The following is a 24031-nucleotide window of genomic DNA, read 5'->3' on the forward strand; positions in this document are numbered from 1 at the left end:
TCAAAGCGACGAGTATTTCTTGCGCAGACGCTGGCGAATCAGCTCAGCCAAGGTGTTCATGATGAACGTGAACATCAGCAGCACGAGGGCGGCGAGGAACAGCACACGGTAGTGGCTGCCGCCGACTTCCGACTCGGGCATTTCCACGGCCACGTTGGCGGCCAGGGTGCGCATGCCTTCGAACAGATTCAGCTCCATGACCGGGGTGTTGCCAGTGGCCATGAGCACGATCATGGTCTCGCCCACCGCACGGCCCATGCCGATCATCAGCGCCGAGAAGATGCCCGGGCTTGCGGTGAGGATGACCACGCGGGTCAGGGTCTGCCAGGGCGTCGCGCCCAGGGCCAGGGAGCCCAGGGTCAGGCTGCGCGGCACGCTGAACACGGCGTCCTCGGCGATCGAGTAGATGTTCGGGATGACCGCGAAGCCCATGGCGATACCGACTACCAGGGCGTTGCGCTGGTCGTAGGTGATACCCAGGTCGTTGGTGATCCACAGGCGCATGTCACCGCCGAAGAACCAGGTCTCTAGGAACGGGCTCATGTACAGGGCGAACCAGCCGATCACCAGGATCACCGGGATCAGGATCGCCGCTTCCCAGCCATCCGGGATGCGCAGGCGGATCGATTCGGGCAGGCGGCTCCAGGAGAAGCCGGCGACGAGGATACCGATCGGCAGGATCAGCAGCAGGCTGAACACGCCCGGCAGGTGCCCCTCAAGGTACGGGGCCAGGAACAGGCCGGCGAAGAAGCCCAGGATCACCGTCGGCATCGCTTCCATCAGTTCGATCACCGGCTTGACCTTGCGGCGCATGCCCGGGGCCATGAAGTAGGCGGTGTAGATAGCGGCGGCAATGGCCAGAGGCGCGGCGAGGATCATCGCGTAGAAGGCGGCCTTCAGGGTACCGAAGGTCAGCGGCGACAGGCTCAGCTTGGGCTCGAAGTCGGTATTGGACGCCGTGGACTGCCAGACGTACTTCGGCTCGTCGTAGTTTTCATACCAGACCTTGCCCCACAGCGCGCTGAAGGAAACCTCCGGATGCGGGTTCTTCAGGCTCAGCGGCAGCAGCTTGCCACCCTGCTCGATGATGATGCGGTTGGCGCGTGGCGACAGGGCCAGAATACCGGCACCTTCGGCTACCGGCTCGACCAGCAGGGTGCGATGCGCAGTGCTGTGGAACACGCCCAGCTGGCCTTCGCTGTCCAGGGCGATGAAGCCCTTGCGGCGCTCTTCGGCATCGATCTGCACGACCGGCGCCTTGCCCATCTGGAAGCTGCGGATCAGCTTGAAACGCGACTCGCCATCCGGATCGCGGGCCATGAACCACTGGCTCAGGCCGCCCTTGGAATCACCGAAGATCAGCGAGATGCCGCCGACCAGCTGGGCGCTGGCGGTGATCTCGGTGTTGCCGTCCTCGGACAACTTGTAGCGCCCGTTCAGGCTCTTCTCGCGCAGGCTGAAGACATCGGCGGTGGCGCGGCCGTTGACCACGTACAGCCACTGCTGGCGCGGGTCGATGAAGATAGCCTTGACCGTCTCGGTCATCTGCGGAAGGTCGATGCGGTTCTGCTCGCTGGTGACCTCGCCGGTCATCATGTTCTCTTCGCGAGTCAGCTCGATCACCTGCAGGTGCGAACCGGTGGAGCCGGCCAGCAGCAGGGTGTCGCCGTTAACGTTGACGCTCACGTGCTCGAGGGCACGGCCCTGGTCGTCCAGGGTGAACGCTTGCTGGCCATACGGGAAGTCGATGGCCGGCGTGATGGTCTTCTTGTTGTCCGGGTAGGTGATCTTGTAGCTGTGGTTGAACACCAGCGCCTGGCCGTTGGACAGACCCAGCACCACCACCGGGCTGCCTGGCTGGTCGGTGCTGATCGAGGCCACCTGGACGCCTGCCGGCAGCGGCAGGTCGATGCGCTTGACCTCGGCACCGGTCTTGGTGTCGAAGAACAGCGCCTGGCCCTTGTCGGAAACGCGCATGCCCACGAGGTTCTGCTCCTCGAGGGCGATCATCAGCGGCTTGCCGGCGTCCTGTTGCAGCCAGGTCGGTTCCAGGGCCTTCTTGCTGGTCAACTCGGCGCCCTGGAACAGCGGCAGCACCACATAGGCCAGGTAGAAGAAGATCAGGGTGATGGCTGCCAGCACGGCAAGCCCGCCCACCAGTACGTACCAGCGGGTCAGGCGGTCCTTCAGCGCACGCATGCGCCGCTTGCGTTGCAGCTCGGGCGTATTGAAGTCAATCCGCACGGGGGGAGAATTTTGGGTCATTGTGGAGTTGGCCAGATCATTCATGCGCACACCCTAGCGGTCCCGTATGACAAAAACATGACAATGCAGTGACGCAAAAAAGCCCGCCGCTCAGGAGCCCTGGCTTCGGACTGAGAATTCGTGGAAGAGGCCGGGCATTAGCGCCGGCCTCTTCCTCAGTTACTTACTTCTTTGCAACGTTACCGGCGTGGGACAGGCCCAGGTCAGCCAGGGTCTTGTCGACCACTTTGGCCGGCAGCGGGATGTAACCGTCCTTCACCACGACCTGCTGGCCAGCCTGCGACAGCACCAGCTTGACGAACTCGGCTTCCAGCGGGGCCAGAGGCTTGTTCGGTGCCTTGTTGACGTAGACGTACAGGAAGCGCGACAGCGGGTAGGTGCCGTTCAGGGCGTTGGCTTCGTTGTCCTCGATGAACGCGCCACCTTCCTTCTTGGCCAGGGGCACGGTCTTGACGCTGGCGGTCTTGTAGCCGATGCCCGAGTAGCCGATGCCGTTCAGCGAGCTGCTGATCGACTGCACGACCGAAGCCGAGCCAGGCTGTTCGTTGACGTTAGGCTTGAAGTCGCCTTTGCACAGGGCTTCTTCCTTGAAGTAGCCGTAGGTACCGGACACCGAGTTGCGGCCGAACAGTTGGATTGGCTTGTTGGCCAGATCACCCGTCACGCCGATGTCGCCCCAGGTTTTCACGTCGGCTTTGGCGCCGCACAGGCGAGTGGAGGAGAAGATCGCATCGACTTGGGCCATGGTCAGGCCTTTGATCGGGTTGTCCTTGTGCACGAACACGGCCAGGGCGTCGACGGCGACCGGGATGGCGGTCGGCTTGTAGCCGTACTTCTGCTCGAAGGCCTGCAGCTCGACATCCTTCATCTTGCGGCTCATAGGGCCGAGGTTGGCGGTACCTTCGGTCAGCGCGGGTGGCGCGGTGGAGGAGCCGGCAGCCTGGATCTGGATGTTTACGTTCGGATATTCCTTCTTGTAGGCCTCGGCCCACAGAGTCATCAGGTTCGCCAGGGTATCGGAACCGACGCTGGAGAGGTTGCCCGATACGCCAGTGGTCTTGGTGTAGGTCGGGATTGCAGGATCGACGGCGGCAACCGCATTGGCGGTAGCGACGCCAGCGGCGGCGAACGTGAGGGCCGCCATCAAACGCTTCAGTTTCATGCCTAACTCCTAGCAGGAATATTTGGGGTGTGAGATGGAACGGGCCCAAGTATCTGCAGGCCGCATGAACACTCTATGACTCGAATGTGACAATTGGATGAAAGGCCATCACCGGAAACCGGGATGGCCTTTGCAGGATGTTGCAAGGATGTGGGGGCGCTTCGCACCCCATCGCCGGCTCCCACCTGCCCCCGACACCTGTGGCAGCCGGCTTGCCGGCGATGACCGCCTCAGCGTTTCTTCACTATCAGATACAGCCCCACCAACAGACCAACGGCACACAGGCCCGCCACATAATAGGCCGGCGCCATCGGGCTGAACCTCAGCAGCGCCGTGACCACCATCGGCGTCAGCCCGCCAAAGATCGCGTAGGCCAGGTTGTACGAGAACGACAGCCCGCTGAACCGCACCACCGGCGGGAACGCCTTGACCATCACGTAGGGCACCGCACCGACGATCCCCACGCACAGGCCAGTGACCGCGTACAGCGGGAACAGCAGGTCAGGCCGGGTCGGCAGGCTATGGAAGAACATCCACGAGGTCACGAGCAACAGCAGGCTGCCCACCACGAACACCCGGCCGGCGCCGAAACGGTCGGCCAGGCTGCCGGCAACCACGCAGCCGAAGCTCAGCAACACGATGGCCAGGCTGTTGGCTTTCAGCGAGTCGGTGGGGCTGACCTGGTAGAGGCTCTGCAACAGTGCCGGGGTCATGAGGATGATCACGACGATGGCCGCCGACAGCAACCAGGTCAGCAGCATCGACAGGACGATCGCGCCGCGGTGGTCACGCAGCACCGCGCGCAACGGCAGCTCTTCGGCCAGGGCCTTGCGTTGCTGCATCTCGGCGAACACCGGGGTCTCGTGCAGCCAGCGCCGCAGATACACCGCCACCAGCCCGAACACGCCGCCCAACAGGAAAGGAATACGCCAGGCGTAGTCCGTCACTTCGTCGGGGCTGTAGAGGGTATTGATCAACGTGGCCACCAGCGAGCCGAGCAGAATACCGGCGGTCAACCCGGCGGTCAGCGTGCCGCAGGCATAACCGGTGTTGCGTGCCGGTACGTGCTCGGACACGAACACCCAGGCCCCCGGCACCTCGCCACCGATGGCGGCGCCCTGGACCACGCGCATGGCCAGGAGCAGGATCGGCGCCCACAGGCCGATCTGCGCATAGGTCGGGAGCAAGCCCATGACCAGGGTCGGCACCGCCATCATGAAGATGCTCAGGGTGAACATCTTCTTGCGCCCGAGCAGGTCGCCGAAATGCGCCATGATGATGCCGCCCAGCGGCCGGGCCAGGTAACCGGCGGCGAAGATGCCGAAGGTCTGCATCAGGCGCAGCCACTCGGGCATCTCGGCCGGGAAGAACAGTTTGCCGACCACCGTGGCGAAGAACACGAAAATGATGAAGTCGTAGAACTCCAGCGCTCCGCCGAGGGCGGACAGTGAAAGGGTTTTGTAGTCACTGCGGGTCAGCGGCCGGGAAGGCTGCTCGATACTGCTCGGCACGGAGGTCATGGATAATTCTCTTTATTGTCGTGCAGGCCGTTTGTCACGCGGCTTCTGGAAGATGTAGCCGGCGAAGATAACAAATTGCCGCGTGCGACTCATAGCGGTACAAAATCTATACAGATATTCATGAATGCACGGTCGTCGCTGGCTGTTCAGCTCTATATACTGCCGATTCGTAGGAAAAGGTTGCGCCTCTCGTGGGATGTTGTGCGAAAACGCCGGTCAAGTGTTTCAGGCGGTTTCGCAGAGTTTCCCTTTGGCCGCCCACCGAAGCGAAATCAGCGTAGTATGTTTTCAGCTGAATCGTTTTCCCGGCGTCCGTTCTTTGCGCCAACCAACGAAGCGTCACGGGTCCGAGGCCCCATCGCATGATTGAGCTCGAACAAGAAGATCCTATTCCACAGGGCGACCTGGCCCTGCAGATTACCGCCCTGCCGCGCGAAACCAATGGTTTCGGCGACATCTTCGGCGGCTGGCTGGTTGCCCAGATGGACCTGGCCGGCACGGCCATGGCCAGCCGCGTCGCCGGTGGCCGCGTCGCCACCGTGGCCATCGACCGCATGGCGTTCCTGGTACCGGTCGCCGTGGGCGCGCAGTTGTCCTTCTATACCCAGACCCTGGAAATCGGCCGCAGCTCTATCCAGATGATGGTGGAAGTGTGGAGCGACGATCCGCTGTCCAGCGAATGGCGCAAGGTCACCGAAGCCGTCTTCGTGTTCGTCGCCATCGACGGCAGTGGCCGCACCCGCTCCGTCCCTCGTCGCTGAGCCACAGGCGCGTTAAACTCGTTGCACGGCATGAGGTCCAAGGCCTCATTTGCATCCCAACGAGACGCGCACAATGGCTACCTTCCAGGTCGAAACCGAACAACACGGCGAGCTCAACTGCTGGCGCATCACCAGCGAGCATGCAGAACTGCTGGTCGCTCAACAGGGCGCCCAGGTCCTGAGCTACCAAAGGCTGGGCGAGCCGCCGCTGCTGTGGCTGAGTGACCAGGCCATCTTCCGCCAGGGCAAGTCGGTACGCGCCGGCGTGCCGGTGTGCTGGCCCTGGTTCGGCAACCTGCAGCGCAACCCTCAGGCCGTGCAGGCCATGTATCAGGGCGAACAGGCGCCAGCGCACGGTCTGGCCCGTACCCGTGACTGGCAATTGCTGGGTATCGAGGAAGCGGACGAAGGCCTGCGTATTGAGTTCGGCCTGCCCGAAGCCCAGGGCGCCCTGCCCGGCTGGCCCCATGACGTTGAGCTCAAGCTGCTGATCGAAATGGGCTCACAGCTGAAAATGACCCTGCGCAGCCAGAACATGGGCAATGACGATGTCACCATCAGCCAGGCACTGCACAGCTATTTCGCGGTGAGCGATGTGCGCCAGGCGCGCGTCGAAGGCGTGGAGAACCTGGGCTATATAGAGACCCTGGCCGATTGGGAGCTGCGTCAGCAGCATGGCGCACTGGCGTTTGCCGGGGAAACCGACCGCATCTACCTGCAGGTACCTGCCGTGCTGAAGATCGTCGACCCGCACTGGAACCGTCGCATCACCTTGCAAAGCACCGGTTCGCGCTCGGCGGTGATCTGGAACCCCTGGACCGACCGCGCGCGCGACCTGCCGGACATGGCGGACGATGGCTGGCAGCGGATGCTGTGCATCGAGACGGCGAACGTGTGGGATGACGTGGTAGCGTTGAAACCTGGGGCCAGCCATTCGCTGAGCGTCACGATCGGCAGCGAGGCCTTGTAGCGGGGCCGCTACGCTGCTCAATCGCCGGCAAGCCGGCGATTGGGCAGGAATGAAAATCAGAGGTCGGCGTCTTCCACCACCCTCACCTTTCCTGCATCCATGGCATAGGCCGCATCCGCCAAGTCATTGCTGACCTTTTCCACCCTCAGCGTCCCGCTGACCCACAACGGCGTGTAGATATCGTCGATCTTCAGCCCCTTGGGATAACGCACCAGCACCAGTTGGTTCGGCGGCGGCGGTGGCACATGGATGCAGGCGCCGGGGTATGGCACCAGGAAGAACAGCGTGCTGTTGCCCTTGGCATCGCTCTCCAACGGCACGGGATACCCGCCCAGGCGGATCTGCTTGCCGTTCATGGCCGCCACGGTCTTGGTCGAGTACATCACCGCTGGCAACCCCTTGGCCTGCTTGAGCCCACCCTTGTCGGTGAAGGTGCCCATGGCCTCGGGTGAGTTGTGGTCGATCTCGGGCATCTGCTCGAGTGCCTTCTGGTCCGACTTGGGCATCAATTCCAGCCAATCGGTCTCGGGCAATTCGGCATGGGCCAGGGTGCTGGCCAACAGCAGGGAAGCAAGGAAAAACGCACGCATGGAAAATGCTCGGCAACTCAGGTGAATTGCCGGGCATTCTAAACCAGTCATCCGCGTTTCTTGATGAATCCGTAGATCACCAAAAGGACGATGGCACCGATCAGGGCGCCAACGAAACCTGCAGCCTGGCCCGCCTGGTAGATACCCAGGGCCTGCCCGCCGTAGGTGGCGACCAGGGAGCCGGCGATGCCCAGGAGGATGGTCATGATCCAGCCCATGCTGTCGTCCCCAGGCTTGAGGAAGCGGGCCAGCAGGCCGACGATAAGGCCGATGAAGATGGTTCCGATGATACCCATGGCAATCCCTCTGCAGTGAAATGAAACAAGCCAAAGCCTAGACAGCGCTTTGGCTTGTTGCCATTTCAGAGGGCCTGCCGGGGGCAGAGGTTCAATCAGCCGGCGATCAGGGCTTCGACTTCGGCGATCTTGCCCTTGAGGGTGGCCATGTCGGCGCAGCGCAAGGTGGCGTGACCAACCTTGCGGCCGACCTTGAAGGCCTTGCCGTAGTGGTGCAGGTGGCAGCCCTCGATGGCCACGACCTGGTCCACTGCCGGCACTTCACCGATGAAGTTGAGCATGGCGCTCTCGCCAACCTTGGCAGTGGAGCCCAGCGGCAGGCCGGCAACGGCGCGCAGGTGGTTCTCGAACTGGCTGCACTCGGCGCCTTCGATGGTCCAGTGCCCCGAGTTGTGCACCCGTGGCGCGATCTCGTTGGCCTTCAGGCCCCCGTCGACTTCGAAGAACTCGAAGGCCATGACGCCGACGTAGTCCAGCTTCTCGAGCACACGGCCAACGTAGTCTTCGGCCAGGGCCTGCAGCGGGTGTGCCTGGCTGGCCACCGACAAGCGCAGGATGCCGCTTTCATGGGTGTTGTGCACCAGCGGGTAGAAGCGGGTTTCGCCATCGCGGCCACGCACGGCCACCAGCGAGACTTCGCCGGTGAACGGCACGAAGCCCTCGAGCAGACACGGCACGCTGCCCAGCTCGGCGAAGGTGCCTACCACGTCGTCGGCAGTGCGCAGGACCTTCTGGCCCTTGCCGTCGTAGCCCAGGGTACGGGTCTTGAGCACCGCCGGCAGGCCGATGCTGGCCACGGCGGCGTCCAGGTCTTCCTGGGAGAGGATGTCAGCGAAGGCCGGGGTCGGGATGCCCAGGTCGCGGAACATGCTCTTCTCGAACAGGCGATCACGGGCGATGCGCAGGGCTTCGGCGCTGGGGTAGACCGGGACGAACTGCGAAAGGAAGGCCACGGTCTCGGCCGGGACGCTTTCGAACTCAAAGGTCACCAGGTCGACTTCGTCGGCCAACTGGCGCAGGTGATCCTGGTCGCCATAATCGGCGCGAAGATGCTCGCCCAGAGGCGCCGCACAGGCGTCCGGGGCGGGGTCGAGGAAAGCGAAGTTCATGCCCAACGGCGTTCCCGCCAGGGCCAGCATGCGGCCCAGCTGGCCGCCACCGATTACACCGATCTTCATGTTGATAGCCTCAGGCCTGGCGCGGGTCCGGGTTGTCCAGGACGGTTTCGGTCTGCTCCGTGCGGAACTGCTTGAGTGCCGCGTGGTACTGCGGGTACTTGGCGCCCAGGATGCTCGCCGACAGCAACGCCGCGTTGATCGCGCCGGCCTTGCCGATGGCCAGGGTAGCGACCGGCACGCCTGCCGGCATCTGCACGATCGACAGCAGCGAATCGACACCCGACAGCATCGACGACTGCACCGGCACGCCCAGCACCGGCAGGTGGGTCTTGGCGGCGCACATGCCTGGCAGGTGGGCAGCGCCACCGGCACCGGCGATGATCACCTCGATGCCGCGGCCTTCGGCCTCCTCGGCGTACTGGAACAGCAGATCCGGGGTACGGTGGGCGGAAACCACCTTCACCTCGTAGGGAATGCCGAGTTTTTCCAGCATATCGGCGGTGTGGCTAAGGGTGGACCAATCGGACTTGGAGCCCATGATCACGCCAACCAGTGCACTCATCGTCGAGCCTCTTCGCTTGTGCGCCCGCGGGCGCGTCAAAAAACAACAAGCCACGCGGGACGACCGGCGTGGCTTGTTTGCTGATCAATGACCGGATCGATCCGGTCCAGGGGCCGCGCAGTATACCGTAAGCCAGTGCCGTAAAGGCACCCCGGCGACCAACTGTCGGCCTTATTTTTCGGGGGTTTGGCTGACTTTTGGGTCAACTGACACAGCGGCCGTGCCACCCTCGAGCTTGCGCCACAGCAAGCGCACATTGGCCTTGCGCACCAAGGCGCAGCGATACAGGCGGATTTCCAGCGGTACGTGCCACTGGCTGCCCCCACAGATCGCCAGCTCGCCGCGCTCCAGCTCACCGCGCATCGACAGCCGCGGCACCCAGGCGATGCCCATGCCCTCGAGGGCCATACTCTTGAGACTGTCGGCCATGGCGGTTTCATAGACCGTGGTATAGCGCAGGTTGCGCTGGCGCAGCAGCAGGTTGACCGAGCGGCCGAGGAAGGCGCCGGCACTGTAGGCCAGCAGCGGCACACTGCTTTCACCCTCGAGGTCGAACAGCGGCTTGCCGTCGGCACCCACCGCACACACCGGCAACATCTCCGTGGTGCCCATGTGCAGCGACGGGAAGATCTCGGCATCCATCTGCAGGGCGGCGTCGGGGTCATAGAAGGCCAGCATCAGGTCACAACCGCCTTCGCGCAATGCATGCACCGCGTCACCCACGTTGGTGGCCACCAGGCGGGTGGCGATGTTCAAGCCATCGTTGCGCAACTGGGCGACCCAGCGGGGGAAGAAACCCGACGCCAGGGAGTGCGCCGCCGCCACCTGCACCACTTCACCCTGCCCGCCTTCCAGGTGATGCAAATGGCGCAAAACTTCGCTCAATTGGTCGACAACGGTGCGCGCCGTGACGAGAAACAGCTGCCCGGCCTCGGTCAGTTCGATCGGCGTGCGGGAACGATTCACCAAGGTCAGCCCCAAGGCAGCCTCGAGGCTTCGGATCCGCCGGCTGAAGGCCGGCTGGGTCACGAAGCGGCGTTCCGCCGCCTGGGAAAAACTGCGGGTAGCGGCCAGGGCGCTGAAGTCTTCCAGCCACTTGCTTTCGAGGTTCATGAAGCGATCTCCCAGCGTGCACCAAAATGGAACACGCTCGATTGTCAATTGGCGTCACATGAATCGGTATGCCGTTTGTGCATAGGTTAGCGTGCAACAGCATTGGCCGCAAAATCCGCCCCGGCCTAGGATTGGCGCCATTCCGGCAGGTGCCGGGTTTAAATCGAGATGATATCCGTCATGTCCTCCGCTGCATCGTTCCGCATCGAAAAAGACCTGCTTGGTACCCTTGAAGTCCCTGCCGATGCCTACTACGGCATCCAGACCCTGCGCGCTGCCAACAACTTCCACCTCTCCGGCGTTCCGCTGTCGCACTACCCGAAGCTGGTCGTGGCCCTGGCCATGGTCAAGCAGGCCGCTGCCGACGCCAACCGTGAGCTGGGCCACCTGAGCGATGCCAAGCACGCCGCCATCAGCGAGGCCTGTGCCCGCCTGATCCGCGGTGAATACCACGACCAGTTCGTGGTGGACATGATCCAAGGCGGTGCTGGTACTTCCACCAACATGAACGCCAACGAGGTCATCGCCAACGTCGCGCTGGAGGCCATGGGCCACAAGAAGGGTGAGTACCAGTACCTGCACCCGAACAACGACGTGAACATGGCGCAGTCGACCAACGACGCCTACCCGACCGCCATCCGCCTGGGCCTGCTGTTGGGCCACGACGCCCTGCTGGCCAGCCTCGACAGCCTGATCCAGGCCTTCGCTGCAAAAGGCAAGGAATTCGACCACGTACTGAAGATGGGCCGTACCCAGCTGCAGGACGCCGTACCGATGACCCTGGGCCAGGAATTCCGCGCCTTCGCCACCACCATGACCGAAGACCTGAACCGTCTGCGTTCCCTGGCGCCTGAGCTTTTGACCGAAATCAACCTGGGCGGTACCGCGATCGGTACTGGCATCAACGCCGACCCAGGCTACCAGGCCCTGGCCGTACAACGCCTGGCGACCATCAGCGGCCAGCCGCTGGTCCCGGCTGCCGACCTGATCGAAGCCACCTCCGACATGGGCGCCTTCGTGCTGTTCTCCGGCATGCTCAAGCGTACCGCGGTCAAGCTGTCGAAGATCTGCAACGACCTGCGCCTTCTGTCCAGCGGCCCACGCACCGGCATCAACGAGATCAACCTGCCGGCTCGCCAGCCAGGCAGCTCGATCATGCCAGGCAAGGTCAACCCGGTTATCCCGGAAGCCGTCAACCAGGTCGCCTTCGCCATCATGGGCAACGACCTGGCCCTGACCGTCGCCGCCGAAGGGGGCCAGCTGCAGCTGAACGTCATGGAACCGCTGATCGCCTACAAGATCTTCGACTCCATCCGCCTGCTCCAGCGCGCCATGGACATGCTGCGCGAGCACTGCATCGTCGGCATCACCGCCAACGAACAGCGCTGCCGTGAACTGGTCGAGCATTCGATCGGCCTGGTCACCGCCCTGAACCCGTACATCGGCTACGAGAACGCCACCCGTATCGCCCGCGTCGCCCTGGAAACCGGCCGCGGCGTGCTGGAACTGGTGCGCGAGGAACAGCTGCTGGACGAAGCGATGCTCAACGACATCCTGCGTCCGGAAAACATGATCGCCCCACGTCTGGTTCCGCTGAAGGCGTAACCGACGGCTTGAAACGTCTCACCAGGTCGAGGGACTAGACACCTCTCAACCGTTCAAGGGCCCGAGCGCATGCTCCGGGCCCTTTTTTTATGCTCAACCGCTTCATGGTCTTCCGCGGCACAAGGCCGCTCCTACAGGTTCAGCGCAGGCCTTGTGCTGCGAAAAGACTGCGCGGCAGCCCCAAAGGACCAACCGGGCACACAACTTGCTCCATAATGCGTCCCAGCCCAACGGGATACCGAGCATGCTGCACAGTCACCTCACCACCCTCAACGCGGTTTCGCTGATTCTCACGGTCTTCCAGGAAGAGGGCTGCGATGCCGCGCGGTTGCTGGCAGGCAGCGGCATTGCGCTGGAGGATCTGGGCCATGCCGATGCGCGCATCACCACCCAGCAGGAATTGCAGGTGTGCGCCAACGCCGTGACCCTGCGCGAGGAGATCGGCCTGGAGCTGGGCCGGCGCATGCATGTGTCGTGCTACGGGATGCTCGGTTACGCCCTGCTCTCCAGTGCCACTTTGGGTGACGCCCTGAGCCTGGCGCTGCGCTACCCGGCGTTGCTGGGCACGGCATTCCAACTGCGCCTGGAGGATGACGGCCAGCGGGTCTGGTTCAGCGCCAACGACTACCGGGACAGCCCGGAGCTGGCGGCCTTCAACGTGGAGTTCTGCCTGGTTTCCTTGAAGGTCATCTGCGATGACCTGCTGGGCAAGCCCCTGCCGCTGCTGGCGGCACGCTTCGAGTATCCAAGGCCCGGCTACCATGGCCTGTACGCGGATGCCTTCCAGTGCCCGCTGGGCTTCGAGGCCAACGACAATGCGTTCGCCTTCGAGCGCCGCTGGCTGGACATGCCCCTGCCTCTGGCCGACCCCATCACTCATAAGGCCATGGCCGAACGCTGCCGGCAGCTCAACCTGGAATTCACCGGGCGCCAGGCCTGGCTGGGGCGTATTCGCCAGCTGCTGATGCAGCAACTGGACGCCGCGCCCGGGCTCGAAGGCCTGGCGCGACAGATGAACTGCTCCTCGCGCACTTTGCGCCGGCACCTGCAGGCGCTTGGGTGCAGCTATCAACAATTGCTCGACGAGCTGCGCTTCGAACGGGCCAAACAGTTGCTGGCCGAGGACCAGATGCCGATCTACCGCATCGCCGAGACACTGGGGTTCAGCGAGACGGCGAGCTTCCGGCATGCCTTCCAGCGCTGGAGCGGCGTGGCGCCCAGTCATTTTCGCGGCTGACTGCATTGACCCAATCGCCGGCAAGCCGGCTCCCACAGGTACAGCGCAGAACAGCTGGGAGTCGGCTTGCCGGCGATTGGGCCTTGGAAATCGCACACCGGCTTTGGCCACATCGATCCCCTTTTGGCCGTTTCCGTCGTTCTCCCCCGCCACGCCGCCTCACACAATGAGGCACGCCAGTAAAAAACCGGAGAACAACAACGTGCTGACGATCTATTCCGATGACCACCGCCTGCACCATGGCCGCTGCGAGCTGATCGACGGCAAGCTGATGCCGTGCTTCGAGATGCCTTCGCGTGCCGACCATGTCCTGGACCAGGTGAAAAAGCGCAACCTCGGCCCCATCGAGGGCCCGCGCGACTTCGGCCGCGCTCCGCTGCTGCGGGTGCATGGCGCCGATTACCTGGACTTCTTCGAAGGCGCCTGGGCACGCTGGGCGGAACTGGGCCAGGAAGGCGACCTGCTGCCGTTCACCTGGCCGGCGCGCACCCTGCGCAAGGTCAAGCCCACCGGCCTGCACGGCGAGCTGGGCTACTACAGCTTCGATGCCGGCGCACCGATCACTGCCGGTACCTGGCAGGCCGCCTACAGCGCCGCGCAGGTTGCCCTGACCGCCCAGGCGGCGATCCAGCAGGGCGCCCATTCGGCCTTCGCCCTGTGCCGCCCACCGGGACACCACGCCGCCGCCGAGGTCATGGGCGGTTATTGCTACCTGAACAACGCCGCCATCGCGACCCAGGCATTCCTCGACCAAGGCCACCGCAAGGTCGCCATCCTGGACGTCGACTACCACCATGGCAACGGCACCCAGGACATCTTCTACCAGCGCGGCGATGTGTTCTTCGCCTCGATCCATGGCGACCCGCAGGACGAATTCCCGTTCTTCCTCGGTTATGCCGACGAAACCGGGGAAGGCGCCGGGGAAGGCTGCAACATCAACTACCCGCTGCCTGCCGGCAGCGACTGGGCCGCCTGGAGCCAGGCGCTAGAGGATGCCTGCCAGCGCATCGCCGCCTACGGCCCGGATGTGGTGGTGGTCTCCCTGGGCGTAGACACCTTCAAGGACGACCCGATCTCCCAGTTCAAGCTCGACAGCCCCGACTACCTGGCCATGGGTGAGCGCATCGGCCGCCTGGGCAAACCGACCCTCTTCGTCATGGAAGGCGGCTACGCTGTGGAAGAAATCGGTATCAATGCCGTCAACGTGCTGGAAGGCTTTCAGCGTACCCAGCCAGGAGCCTGACCATGGCCCGACTCACGCGTCTGCTCGCCCCGCTCATCGCCGCCGGCCTTGTGGCCGGCGCCCTGCCGGCCCAAGCCGAACAGCGCACCCTGCGGGTGTACAACTGGTTCGACTACATCACGCCGCAAACCCTGACGGACTTTCAGAAGGACAGTGGCGTCAAGCTGATCTACGACATCTTCGACACCAACGAAGCCCTGGAGGCCAAGCTGCTCACGGGCAACTCCGGCTATGACGTGGTGGTCCCGTCGAACGTGTTCCTGGCCAAGCAGATCGAGGCCGGCGTATTCCAACCCCTGGACCGCAGCAAGCTGCCCAACTGGCAGCACCTGGACCCGGCGCTGATGAAGCTGATCGAGGCCAACGACCCCGGTAACAAGCATGCCGTGCCTTATATGTACGGCACCGTGCTGATCGGCTTCAACCCTGACAAAGTCAAGGCCGCGCTGGGCGACAAGGCCCCGGTGGACAGCTGGGACCTGATCTTCAAGGAAGAAAACATTGCCAAGCTCAAGCAGTGTGGCGTGGCCTTGCTCGATTCGCCGTCGGAGATCCTGCCGCTGGCCCTGCAGTACCTGGGGCTGGCGCCAAACAGCGAGAAGCCGGCCGACTACAAGAAAGCCGAAGCACTGATGCTCAAGATCCGCCCGCATATCACCTACTTCCACTCCTCCAAGTACATGGCGGACATCGCCAATGGCGATATCTGCGTGGCCGTGGGCTATTCGGGCAGCTTCTCCCAGGCTGCCAACCGCGCCCGCGACGCCAAGAACGGCGTAGTGGTGGACATGCGCCTGCCCAAGGAAGGCGCGCCAATCTGGTTCGACATGCTGGCCATCCCGAAGAACGCCGCCAACCCGGATGACGCCCACACCTTCATCAACTACCTGTTGCGGCCAGAGGTGATTGCCCCGATCAGCGACTTCGTCGGTTATCCGAACCCGAACAAGGACGCTACCGACAAGGTCAGCCCGGCGATCCGCAACAACCCCAACCTGTACCCGACTGCCGAGGCGATGGCCAAGCTGTACACCTTGAAACCCTTGCCGCGTGAGGCCGAGCGGGCGCGCACCCGGGCCTGGACACGCATCAAGTCCGGGACCTGACCTAAGACCCGATCGCCGGCAAGCCGGCTCCCACCTGTTCTGCGCTGTTTTCACAGACACCGCTAAACCTGCGGGAGCCGGCTCGCCGGCGATTTCAGGCCCTCATGCTCTCCATGCCTTGCGCAACCGCATCAGCGCATCCGCGATCTGCGCCTCTGGCACCGCCGCGAACCCCAACACCAGCCCTGCCCGCTTATCCACAGGCACATCGCTGTCCTCCAACCAGTAACCGCTCAGCGGGTTGACTTCCACCCCCACCGCCTCTGCCCGCGCCACCAGTTCCTGCTCGCGCGCAAAGTTATCCACATCCACTTTCACATGCAGCCCCGCCGCCACTTCCGGCATCGCGCCAAGCCCCGCAACGTCCACAGGCCACCCCGCCTTGAGCACGTTGCGCCGGCTCAGCGCTGCCTTGCGCATGCGCCGGATGTGCCGCTGGAAGTGCCCCTGGGCCATGAACTGCGCCATCACGCACTGGGTGCCGACCTCTGAATGGCGCACCGCCAGCGCCCGCCCCTGGCTGAACGCTTCCACCAACTGACGGGGCAACACCAGGTAACCCAGGCGCAGGGCCGGAAACGCAATCTTGCCAAAGGTGCCCACATACAACACCCGCCCTTGACGGTCCAACGACGCCAAGGGCGCCAGCGGCGCGCCGCTGTAGCGGTACTCGCCGTCGTAGTCGTCCTCGATGATCCAGCCATCCTGGCGCTCCGCCCAGGCCAGCAGCGACAAGCGCCGGGCCAGGCTCATGGTGACGCCGGTAGGGTACTGATGCGCGGGCGTCACATAGGCAAGCCGGCAATCGGGCAGGCGCAGCAGCCGTTCGCACTCCAGGCCTTCATCGTCCACCGGCACGCCTTTGACCTTCGCGCCCGCCAGGGCAAAAGTATGCCCGGCCGCCCGATACCCAGGGTTTTCCACAGCCACGGCATCGCCAGGCTGCAACAGCAACTGTGCACAAAGGCTGATGGCTTGCTGCGCACCACTGGTGATCACAATTTGTTCAGCACTGCAGGAGAGCCCCCGGGAGCGCCGCAGATAGGCGGCGATGAGTTCGCGCAACGGAAGCTCCCCGGCCGGGTCGCCATACCCCAGCGACGCAGGGTCGGGGTTTCGCCAGAAACCCGCTTGCAGCCTGGCCCAGACCTCGAAAGGGAACAAATCGAACGCCGGCACACCCACCCGGAAAGCCCGCGGTATTCCCACCTTGGGTGGCGGCAGATGGTTGTTTTTCAGGCGCTGCAAGGGCTCGCTCGAACGCTCGAAACTGGATAAATCCTCAGTATCAGAAGCCTTAAATGTGGATAAGTCTGTTGATAACCCCAGGGATAACCCTGTGGACAGTTGTGTGGATAGTTTAGGCAGCTGGCTGACGTAGGTGCCGTCCCCCACCCGGCTTTCGATGTAGCCCTCGGCGTACAGCTGGTCGTAAGCGCGTACCACGCTGTTGCGAGACAACGACAACATCGCCGCCAGGTCCCGCGTGGCCGGCAAGCGCGTGCCACTGCCCAGACGGCCATCGAGCACCCGCACACGCAGCGCCTGATAAAGCTGATGGCTGAGGCCCCGGCTACGGTCGAGCACGATGCCGGCAGGGTCGAAGGGCAACGCGAGGGCACGTTCGTTCATGTCATTGGACCTATCAAAACAGCCGGTATTGGCTCTTACAGAGAACCAATAGCCTGCCTAGGATGGAGCCATTCGACAAGGAACCTCGCATGTACAACGCCAAGCCCCATCAAGAACATGACCTTGAGCGTTTGCACCAGCAAATGCTGCAAACCCGCCTCGCCCTGCTGGTCAGCCATGGCGAACAAGGCCTGCTGGCAACTCACCTGCCGGTACTGCTCGATCCCCATGAAGGCGCGTACGGCACGGTCTACGCCCACCTGGCCCGGGCCAATCCCCAATGGCAGGTGCTGGAACAAGGCGACGAAGCCCTGCTGGTGTTCGCTGGCGCCGACGCCTATGTCAGCCCCAGCTACTACCCCAGCAAAGCCGAACATCACAAGGTCGTGCCCACCTGGAACTACCTGGCGGTACACGCCTACGGCGCCGTGGAAGTGATCCAGGATGCCCCGCGCCTGCTGGACATCGTCACCCGCCTGACCGACCGGCACGAACAGGGCCGGGCCGAGCCCTGGAAAGTGACCGACGCCCCCCGCGACTACATCGACGGCATGCTTCGCGCCATCGTTGGCATCCGTCTGCCCATTGCGCGCCTGCAAGGGGCGCGCAAGCTCAGCCAGAACCGCTCGGCCGAGGATATCCAGGGTGTACGCGAGGGCCTGGCCGCCAGCGCGGATCACCTGGACAACCAGCTTGCAGCCCAAATGCATTCACTCTGAAGGAAAAGGAAAACCACCATGTCCGAGATCACCCTGCGCCCTGTCAGCGCCCACGACCATGCTGCCTGGCTCGCCCTGTGGCAGGCCTACCTGCGGTTCTACCAGACCGAATTGGCCGACGAGGTCAGCGCCAGCACCTGGCAACGCCTGCTCGACCCGAACGAACCCACCCATTCGGCTCTGGCCTGGGCCGATGGCAAGGCGGTGGGGATGGTCAACTGGATCTATCATCGATCCAACTGGAGCATCGAAAACTCCTGCTACCTGCAAGACCTGTACGTCAATGCCGAGCAGCGCGGCCTGGGCATCGGCCGCCAACTGATCGAATGGGTCTACGCGACAGCCAAGGCAGCGGGTTGCATCAAGGTGCACTGGCTGACCCATGAAACCAACGCCACCGCCATCAGCTTGTACGAGCAAGTCGCCGAGCGGCCGGGCTTCATTCAATTTCGCAAAGGGCTGTAGGCCAATCATGACCGACGCATTGAACTGGAAACCCGCAGCGACGCCCAAGGCCGAGCCTCTTGAGGGCCGTTTCATCCGCCTGGAAAAACTCGACCCTGCCCGCCACGGTGATGATCTATGGGAAGTCCTGCAAGGGCCGGGATCAGATCCGGTGCTATGGGACTACTTGCCCTACGGCCCCTTCAGCGAGCGCGCCAGCTTCGACCGCTGGCTGGAAGGCAACGCCGCCGGTCGCGACCCGCTGTTCTACAGCGTCATCGACCGCGCCTGCGACCAGGTGCAGGGCATCTTGAGCTACATGTCGATCGTCCCCGAGCAGGGCCGCTTCGAGATCGGACACATCGCCTTCGGCGCCGCCATGCAACGCACGCCACGTGGCACCGAGGCCGTCTATTTGCTCGGCAAGCTGGGCTTCGAACTGGGCAACCGCCGCCTAGAGTGGAAGTGCAACAACGCCAACGCTCGCTCCAAACGTGCGGCCGAGCGGTTTGGCTTTACCTTCGAAGGGGTGTTCCGCAAACACATGGTGGTCAAGGACCACAATCGGGACACGGCCTGGTACTCGATCACCGATGATGAGTGGCCCGCGGTGGAAGCTGGGTTCCAGCGCTGGTTGAGCGAAGATAACCAGCGGCCCGAGGGGCAGGTGAAGACCTTGGAGGCTTGCCGCAAGGGCTGAGTTGCAGAGCCTGTGGGAGCGGGCTTGTGCCGCGATTGCGCACAAAAAGGCAGCACAAAAAAAAGGGGAGCATATCGCTCCCCATGAGGTAAACCGCTTATGAGTCGAAGGCTTCGATCAGCCTTCGATCTCGATCAGGATCTCGCCCGGCGTGACGCGATCGCCCTTGGCCACATGGATGGCGGTGACCTTGCCGGCGATCGGCGCCTGGACTTCGGTCTCCATCTTCATGGCTTCGGTGATCAATACCGCCTGGCCGGCCTTGACCGTGTCACCTTCCTTGACCAGCACATCGACGATGTTGCCCGGCATGGTGGTGCTCACGTGACCCGGGCCACTGGCTTGCTTGCGCTTGCTGCCGCCACCGCTGACGAATTCATTGAGGGGCTCGAAGACCACCTCTTCCGGCATGCCGTCGATGGACAGGTAGAAGTGACGCTTGCCTTCGGCCTTGACGCCCACACCGGTGATGTCGACGCGGTAGGTCTCGCCGTGCACATCGATGACGAACTCGGTCGGCACGCCTTCGCCACCTGGGCCGGCCACCGCGCCCGCTTCCGGAATCGGCAGCAGCGCTTCAGGGGTCAGGGTGCCGGCCTCGCGTTCCTCGAGGAACTTGCGGCCGATGTCCGGGAACATGGCGAAGGTCAGCACGTCTTCCTCGCAGCGGGCCAGGCTGCCGATTTCGGCACGCAGCTTGGCCATCTCCGGCTTGAGCAGATCGGCCGGGCGCACGTCGATCACTTCTTCGCTGCCGATCGCCTGGCGGCGCAGTTGCTCGTTGACCACACCCGGCGCCTTGCCGTAGCCACCTTGCAGGTACAGCTTCACCTCGTTGGTGATGGTCTTGTAGCGCTCGCCAGCGAGCACGTTGAAGAACGCCTGGGTACCGACGATCTGCGAGGTCGGGGTTACCAGCGGCGGGAAGCCGAGGTCTTCACGCACCCGCGGGATCTCCGCCAGCACTTCGTTCATGCGGTTGAGCGCGCCCTGCTCCTTGAGCTGGTTGGCCAGGTTGGAAATCATGCCGCCCGGAACCTGGTTGACCTGCACGCGGGTGTCCACGGCGGTGAACTCGCTTTCGAACTGGTGGTACTTCTTGCGCACGGCGTAGAAATACAGGCCGATTTCCTGCAACAGCTCCAGGTCCAGGCCGGTGTCGAACTCGGTGCCTTTGAGCGCGGCGACCATCGACTCGGTGCCCGGGTGGCTGGTACCCCAGGCGAAGCTGGAGATGGCGGTGTCGATGTGGTCGGCACCGTTTTCCACCGCCTTGAGCTGGCACATGGCGGCCAGGCCGGCGGTATCGTGGGAATGGATGAACACCGGCAGCGACTGCTCGGCCTTCAGTGCCTTGACCAGCTCGCCGGTGGCGAAGGGTGTCAGCAGGCCGGCCATGTCCTTGATCGCCACGGAGTCGCAACCCATCGCCTCCATCTGCTTGGCCTGCGCCACGAAGGCATCGATGGTGTGCACGGGGCTGGTGGTGTAGGCGATGGTGCCCTGGGCGTGCTTGCCGGCAGCCTTGACCGCTTCGATGGCAACACGCAGGTTACGCACGTCGTTCATGGCGTCGAAGATGCGGAACACGTCGATGCCATTGACCGCGGCCTTGGCGACGAAGGCCTTGACCACGTCATCGCTGTAGTGACGGTAGCCCAGCAGGTTCTGGCCGCGCAGCAGCATCTGCAGGCGGGTGTTGGGCAGGGCCGCGCGCAGCTTGCGCAGGCGCTCCCAGGGGTCTTCCTTGAGGAAGCGCACGCAGGCATCGAAAGTGGCGCCGCCCCAGACTTCCAGGGACCAGTAGCCGACCTTGTCGAGCTTGTCGCAGATCGGCAGCATGTCTTCGGTGCGCATGCGGGTGGCCAGCAGGGACTGGTGGGCGTCGCGCAGGATTGTGTCGGTGACAAAGATTTTCTTGGACATTATTCGGTTCCTCACAGGCCTGCGTGTGCAGCAATGGCGGCGGCGATGGCCAGGGCCAGCTCTTCGGGTTTGCGCTTGATCGAGTAGTTGGTCAGTTCCGGGTGGCTTTCCACGAAGCTGGTGTTGAACTGGCCGCTACGGAATTCCGGATTGCGCAGGATCTCCTGGTAGTACGCGGCGGTGGTCTTCACGCCTTGCACGCGCATGTCGTCCAGGGCCCGCAGGCCGCGGTCCATGGCTTCTTCCCAGGTCAACGCCCAGACCACCAGTTTCAGGCACATGGAGTCGTAGAACGGCGGGATGGTGTAGCCGGTGTAGATCGCGGTATCGGTGCGCACGCCTGGGCCGCCGGGCGCGTAGTAACGGGTGATCTTGCCGAAGCTGGGCAGGAAGTTGTTCTTCGGGTCTTCGGCGTTGATGCGGAACTGCAACGCGTAGCCGCGGTGCTGGATGTCTTCCTGCTTGACCGACAGCGGCAGACCCGAGGCGATGCGGATCTGTTCGCGAACGATGTCGATACCGGTGATTTCCTCGGTGATGGTGTGTTCCACCTGCACACGGGTGTTCATCTCCATGAAGTACACCTCGCCATCGGCGAGCAGGAACTCCACGGTACCGGCATTCTCGTAGTTCACCGCCTTGGCTGCGCGCACGGCCAGATCGCCGATGTAGGCGCGCTGTTCGGGGGTCAGCTGGGGGCTTGGGGCGATCTCGATGAGCTTCTGGTTGCGGCGCTGGATCGAGCAGTCGCGCTCGAACAGGTGCACCACGTTGCCGAAGCTGTCACCCAGGATCTGCGCCTCGATGTGCTTGGGGTTGACGATGCATTTTTCCAGGAACACTTCCGCCGAACCGAAGGCCTTGGTCGCTTCGGAAATCACGCGAGGGAAGGCCTGCTCCAGCTCCTCGCGGCTGTTGCAGCGACGGATACCACGACCGCCACCCCCGGAGGTGGCCTTGAGCATCACCGGGTAACCGATGCGGTCGCCCTCGGCCAGGGCTTCGTGGATATCGGCGACGTTGCCTTCGGTACCTGGGGTGACCGGCACACCGGCCTGGATCATGGTGCGACGCGCTTCGGTCTTGTCGCCCATGCGGCGAATGACGTCGGCGGCCGGCCCGATGAACTTGATGCCACGCTCGGCGCAAATTTCCGCCAGCTCAGCATTTTCCGAAAGGAAACCGTAACCTGGGTGCAAGGCGTCGCAGCCGGTCTCTACAGCGAGGTTCACCAGCTTGCGCGGGTTCAGGTAGCCGGCCAGGGGCTCGGCTCCGATGCTGTAGGCCTCGTCGGCGCGCTTGACGTGCAAGGCATGACGGTCGGCGTCGGAATAGATCGCCACGGAGCGAATGCCCATCTCGGCGCACGCACGCACGATCCGAACTGCGATTTCACCCCGGTTGGCGATCAGGATTTTTTTTATCACTGGAGTCTTCCCAAAGCCGATGGAACACACGAGCCGGTACTGCCGGTCGGCGTGACCAGACGCTGCTGGCCAGTCGCATATGCACCCTAGCGCTGTAGGTTGATAAACAAAAATCAATATTTGTTAGGGTCGGCATTAGCAAAAGCTTATAGTGCCGTAACAGGGTGTTGCGCGGAGACGGGGAAAAATGCGTAAGTCATTGATGCGCATGACTTTAAGGCAATTGCAGATTTTCAACGAGGTGTGTGACCTGCGCTCTTACAGCCGGGCGGCCGAAGAGATGGCGCTGACGCAACCCGCCGTAAGTCTACAGATCCGCCAGCTCGAAGAGCTGGTCGGCCAGCCGTTGTTCGAATATGTCGGCAAGAAGCTGTACCTCACCGAGGCGGCCGAAGCCCTGCAGCGCGCGAGCCGGGACATCTTCGGGCGCCTGGAAAACCTCGACATGCAGCTGTCGGACATGCAGGGCTCGCTGCAAGGGCAGCTGAAGCTGGCGATCGAATCCAGCGCCAAGTACTTCGTGCCGCACCTGTTCGCCGCGTTCAAGCAGCGCCACCCGGAGGTCAACCTGACCCTGACGGTGGTCAACCGCGCCCAGGCGATCCGGCGCCTTTCAGATAATCGCGACGACCTGATCATCATGTCGATGGTGCCCCAGGACATGGGCCTGGAGTTCATGCCGTTCCTGAACAACCCAATCGTTGCCGTGGCACCGCCGGACCATCCGCTGTGCAAGCTGGAAAAGCTCCGTCTGCAGGACCTGGAACCTCACACGCTGCTGGTTCGCGAGCAAGGCTCGGGCACGCGCAAGGCCTGCGAAGAATACTTCAAGGACAAACGCGTGCATTTCACCCAGACCCTGGAAGTCGCTTCTGCCGACGCCCAGCGCGAGTGCGTGATCGCAGGCCTGGGCGTCGCCCTGCTGACCCGCCATGCAGTGAACATGGAGCTGGCCACCGGTGTGCTGAAAGAGTTGCCGGTCGAAGAACTGCCCCTGTACCGCAGCTGGTGCGTGGTGCAGTCCAAGGCCAAGCGTCAGTCACCGGTGGCATTGGCATTCCTGGCGTTCATTCGTAACGAACGGGCGAAAATCAGCGGGCTTGTGGAGCGATTTTCGGGGAAGATGCCGCCGATACCTGCCATACCATGATGTCCTGCAGGTCAGGGTAATCGGTGATCTCGCGCAGCAGTTGGCGCTGGTCGCAATAGATTTCGATCGCGCGGCGGAACTCCATGCGGCGCTGGTCCTTTTCCTGCTGCTTGCGAGCCTTGGCGCTGGGTTGGTACGAACCGTCATGATCACGTGCCATTGCCTGTCTCCCTGAAAGGATGCGGGAGTTTCAGACTGGCCTTGCGGGTTTACGGTTTTGCGGTGGATTGGTGACAGAATCGTGAATTTTCACTGCCTGTAGGAGCGGGCTTGTCCCGCGATCAAGGGCGAAGCCCTTGCCAGGCGACGGTGGATTGGTGACAGAATCGTGAATTTTCACTGCCTGTAGGAGCGGGCTTGTCCCGCGATCAAGGGCGAAGCCCTTGCCAGGCGACGGTGGATTGGTGACAGAATCGTGAATTTTCACTGCCTGTAGGAGCGGGCTTGTCCCGCGATCAAGGGCGAAGCCCTTGCCAGGCGACGGT

At 63.3% G+C, this 24031-nt stretch carries 23 protein-coding genes; 10 read left to right on the plus strand and 13 right to left on the minus strand.

Annotated elements, in window-relative coordinates:
• The 3 genes from IRZ56_RS20080 to IRZ56_RS20090 all read right to left on the minus strand — a co-directional run bounded on the left by IRZ56_RS20080 (nucleotide 1) and on the right by IRZ56_RS20090 (nucleotide 4947).
• The gene (locus tag IRZ56_RS20080) at nucleotides 1-2289 is read right to left on the minus strand and encodes an ABC transporter permease subunit (protein ID WP_196146544.1); all 2289 of its coding nucleotides are present in this window, start codon (nucleotides 2287-2289) and stop codon (nucleotides 1-3) included.
• A 139-nt stretch (nucleotides 2290-2428) separates the two neighbouring features.
• Complete coding sequence (locus tag IRZ56_RS20085; RefSeq protein ID WP_196146545.1) at nucleotides 2429-3427, minus strand: phosphate ABC transporter substrate-binding protein PstS; 999 nt, start codon at nucleotides 3425-3427, stop codon at nucleotides 2429-2431.
• A 230-nt stretch (nucleotides 3428-3657) separates the two neighbouring features.
• A complete protein-coding gene (locus tag IRZ56_RS20090) occupies nucleotides 3658-4947 on the minus strand; it encodes an MFS transporter (RefSeq protein WP_196146546.1) in 1290 nt (429 codons plus the stop codon).
• 362 nt (nucleotides 4948-5309) lie between these two features.
• Here IRZ56_RS20090 and IRZ56_RS20095 point away from each other — a divergent pair, with 362 nt between their 5' ends.
• Nucleotides 5310-5708 (plus strand): acyl-CoA thioesterase, encoded by a 399-nt coding sequence (locus IRZ56_RS20095; protein ID WP_003253317.1) that lies wholly within the window; start codon nucleotides 5310-5312, stop codon nucleotides 5706-5708.
• 73 nt (nucleotides 5709-5781) lie between these two features.
• The gene (locus IRZ56_RS20100) at nucleotides 5782-6678 is read left to right on the plus strand and encodes a D-hexose-6-phosphate mutarotase (RefSeq protein ID WP_196146547.1); all 897 of its coding nucleotides are present in this window, start codon (nucleotides 5782-5784) and stop codon (nucleotides 6676-6678) included.
• 56 nt (nucleotides 6679-6734) lie between these two features.
• Here IRZ56_RS20100 and IRZ56_RS20105 read toward each other — a convergent pair whose 3' ends face one another.
• From IRZ56_RS20105 to IRZ56_RS20125, 5 genes are all read right to left on the minus strand, one after another.
• A complete protein-coding gene (locus IRZ56_RS20105; protein WP_196146548.1) occupies nucleotides 6735-7268 on the minus strand; it encodes a DUF3299 domain-containing protein in 534 nt (177 codons plus the stop codon).
• A gap of 47 nt (nucleotides 7269-7315) precedes the next feature.
• Nucleotides 7316-7564 carry a GlsB/YeaQ/YmgE family stress response membrane protein gene (locus tag IRZ56_RS20110; protein WP_084855307.1) on the minus strand — a complete coding sequence of 83 codons (249 nt, stop codon included), beginning with the start codon at nucleotides 7562-7564 and terminating at the stop codon, nucleotides 7316-7318.
• Nucleotides 7565-7659: 95 nt separating this feature from the next.
• Entirely contained in the window at nucleotides 7660-8742 is a 1083-nt protein-coding gene (locus IRZ56_RS20115; protein WP_196146549.1) for a 5-(carboxyamino)imidazole ribonucleotide synthase, read from the minus strand.
• A gap of 10 nt (nucleotides 8743-8752) precedes the next feature.
• Complete coding sequence (gene purE, locus IRZ56_RS20120; RefSeq protein WP_043209945.1) at nucleotides 8753-9244, minus strand: 5-(carboxyamino)imidazole ribonucleotide mutase; 492 nt, start codon at nucleotides 9242-9244, stop codon at nucleotides 8753-8755.
• Between the two features lie 171 nt (nucleotides 9245-9415).
• Nucleotides 9416-10357 (minus strand): LysR substrate-binding domain-containing protein, encoded by a 942-nt coding sequence (locus IRZ56_RS20125; RefSeq protein ID WP_196146550.1) that lies wholly within the window; start codon nucleotides 10355-10357, stop codon nucleotides 9416-9418.
• Nucleotides 10358-10537: 180 nt separating this feature from the next.
• On the opposite strand from IRZ56_RS20125, the gene aspA reads away from it, so the two are divergent.
• The 4 genes from aspA to IRZ56_RS20145 all read left to right on the plus strand — a co-directional run bounded on the left by aspA (nucleotide 10538) and on the right by IRZ56_RS20145 (nucleotide 15548).
• A complete protein-coding gene (aspA, locus tag IRZ56_RS20130; protein ID WP_196146551.1) occupies nucleotides 10538-11962 on the plus strand; it encodes an aspartate ammonia-lyase in 1425 nt (474 codons plus the stop codon).
• 244 nt (nucleotides 11963-12206) lie between these two features.
• Complete coding sequence (locus IRZ56_RS20135) at nucleotides 12207-13199, plus strand: AraC family transcriptional regulator (protein WP_196146552.1); 993 nt, start codon at nucleotides 12207-12209, stop codon at nucleotides 13197-13199.
• Between the two features lie 202 nt (nucleotides 13200-13401).
• On the plus strand, nucleotides 13402-14442 hold the full coding sequence (locus IRZ56_RS20140; RefSeq protein ID WP_196146553.1) for a histone deacetylase family protein: 1041 nt from the start codon (nucleotides 13402-13404) through the stop codon (nucleotides 14440-14442).
• Nucleotides 14443-14444: 2 nt separating this feature from the next.
• On the plus strand, nucleotides 14445-15548 hold the full coding sequence (locus IRZ56_RS20145) for a polyamine ABC transporter substrate-binding protein (protein WP_196146554.1): 1104 nt from the start codon (nucleotides 14445-14447) through the stop codon (nucleotides 15546-15548).
• 102 nt (nucleotides 15549-15650) lie between these two features.
• On the opposite strand, the gene IRZ56_RS20150 is transcribed toward IRZ56_RS20145, so the two are convergent.
• The gene (locus IRZ56_RS20150; RefSeq protein WP_196146555.1) at nucleotides 15651-17180 is read right to left on the minus strand and encodes a PLP-dependent aminotransferase family protein; all 1530 of its coding nucleotides are present in this window, start codon (nucleotides 17178-17180) and stop codon (nucleotides 15651-15653) included.
• An 89-nt stretch (nucleotides 17181-17269) separates the two neighbouring features.
• Here IRZ56_RS20150 and IRZ56_RS20155 point away from each other — a divergent pair, with 89 nt between their 5' ends.
• From IRZ56_RS20155 to IRZ56_RS20165, 3 genes are read left to right on the plus strand one after another with little or no spacing between them, the layout of a single operon-like run.
• Nucleotides 17270-17899, plus strand: a complete 630-nt coding sequence (locus IRZ56_RS20155; protein WP_196146556.1) for an FMN-binding negative transcriptional regulator — start codon at nucleotides 17270-17272, stop codon at nucleotides 17897-17899.
• Between the two features lie 18 nt (nucleotides 17900-17917).
• Nucleotides 17918-18364 (plus strand): GNAT family N-acetyltransferase, encoded by a 447-nt coding sequence (locus tag IRZ56_RS20160; protein WP_196146557.1) that lies wholly within the window; start codon nucleotides 17918-17920, stop codon nucleotides 18362-18364.
• Between the two features lie 7 nt (nucleotides 18365-18371).
• Nucleotides 18372-19043, plus strand: a complete 672-nt coding sequence (locus IRZ56_RS20165) for a GNAT family N-acetyltransferase (RefSeq protein WP_196146558.1) — start codon at nucleotides 18372-18374, stop codon at nucleotides 19041-19043.
• A gap of 117 nt (nucleotides 19044-19160) precedes the next feature.
• On the opposite strand, the gene oadA is transcribed toward IRZ56_RS20165, so the two are convergent.
• Nucleotides 19161-20969 carry a sodium-extruding oxaloacetate decarboxylase subunit alpha gene (gene oadA / locus IRZ56_RS20170; protein ID WP_196146559.1) on the minus strand — a complete coding sequence of 603 codons (1809 nt, stop codon included), beginning with the start codon at nucleotides 20967-20969 and terminating at the stop codon, nucleotides 19161-19163.
• An 11-nt stretch (nucleotides 20970-20980) separates the two neighbouring features.
• Nucleotides 20981-22396, minus strand: a complete 1416-nt coding sequence (locus tag IRZ56_RS20175; RefSeq protein ID WP_070093419.1) for an acetyl-CoA carboxylase biotin carboxylase subunit — start codon at nucleotides 22394-22396, stop codon at nucleotides 20981-20983.
• 187 nt (nucleotides 22397-22583) lie between these two features.
• Between IRZ56_RS20175 and IRZ56_RS20180 the strand changes: the two genes are divergently transcribed.
• Nucleotides 22584-23546: a LysR family transcriptional regulator gene (locus tag IRZ56_RS20180; protein WP_084855294.1), complete on the plus strand. Its 963-nt coding sequence runs from the start codon at nucleotides 22584-22586 to the stop codon at nucleotides 23544-23546.
• On the opposite strand, the gene IRZ56_RS20185 is transcribed toward IRZ56_RS20180, so the two are convergent.
• Both IRZ56_RS20185 and IRZ56_RS23190 read right to left on the minus strand, forming a co-directional pair.
• Nucleotides 23488-23706 carry a PA3496 family putative envelope integrity protein gene (locus IRZ56_RS20185; RefSeq protein WP_196146560.1) on the minus strand — a complete coding sequence of 73 codons (219 nt, stop codon included), beginning with the start codon at nucleotides 23704-23706 and terminating at the stop codon, nucleotides 23488-23490. The two genes, IRZ56_RS20180 and IRZ56_RS20185, sit on opposite strands and share 59 nt — an antisense overlap.
• 30 nt (nucleotides 23707-23736) lie before the next feature.
• Nucleotides 23737-24031: hypothetical protein (locus IRZ56_RS23190; protein WP_230390472.1), on the minus strand; the 295-nt coding region annotated here is incomplete at its 5' end.

The sequence above is a fragment of the Pseudomonas guariconensis genome (assembly GCF_015680235.1).
Classification (GTDB): domain Bacteria; phylum Pseudomonadota; class Gammaproteobacteria; order Pseudomonadales; family Pseudomonadaceae; genus Aquipseudomonas; species Aquipseudomonas guariconensis_A.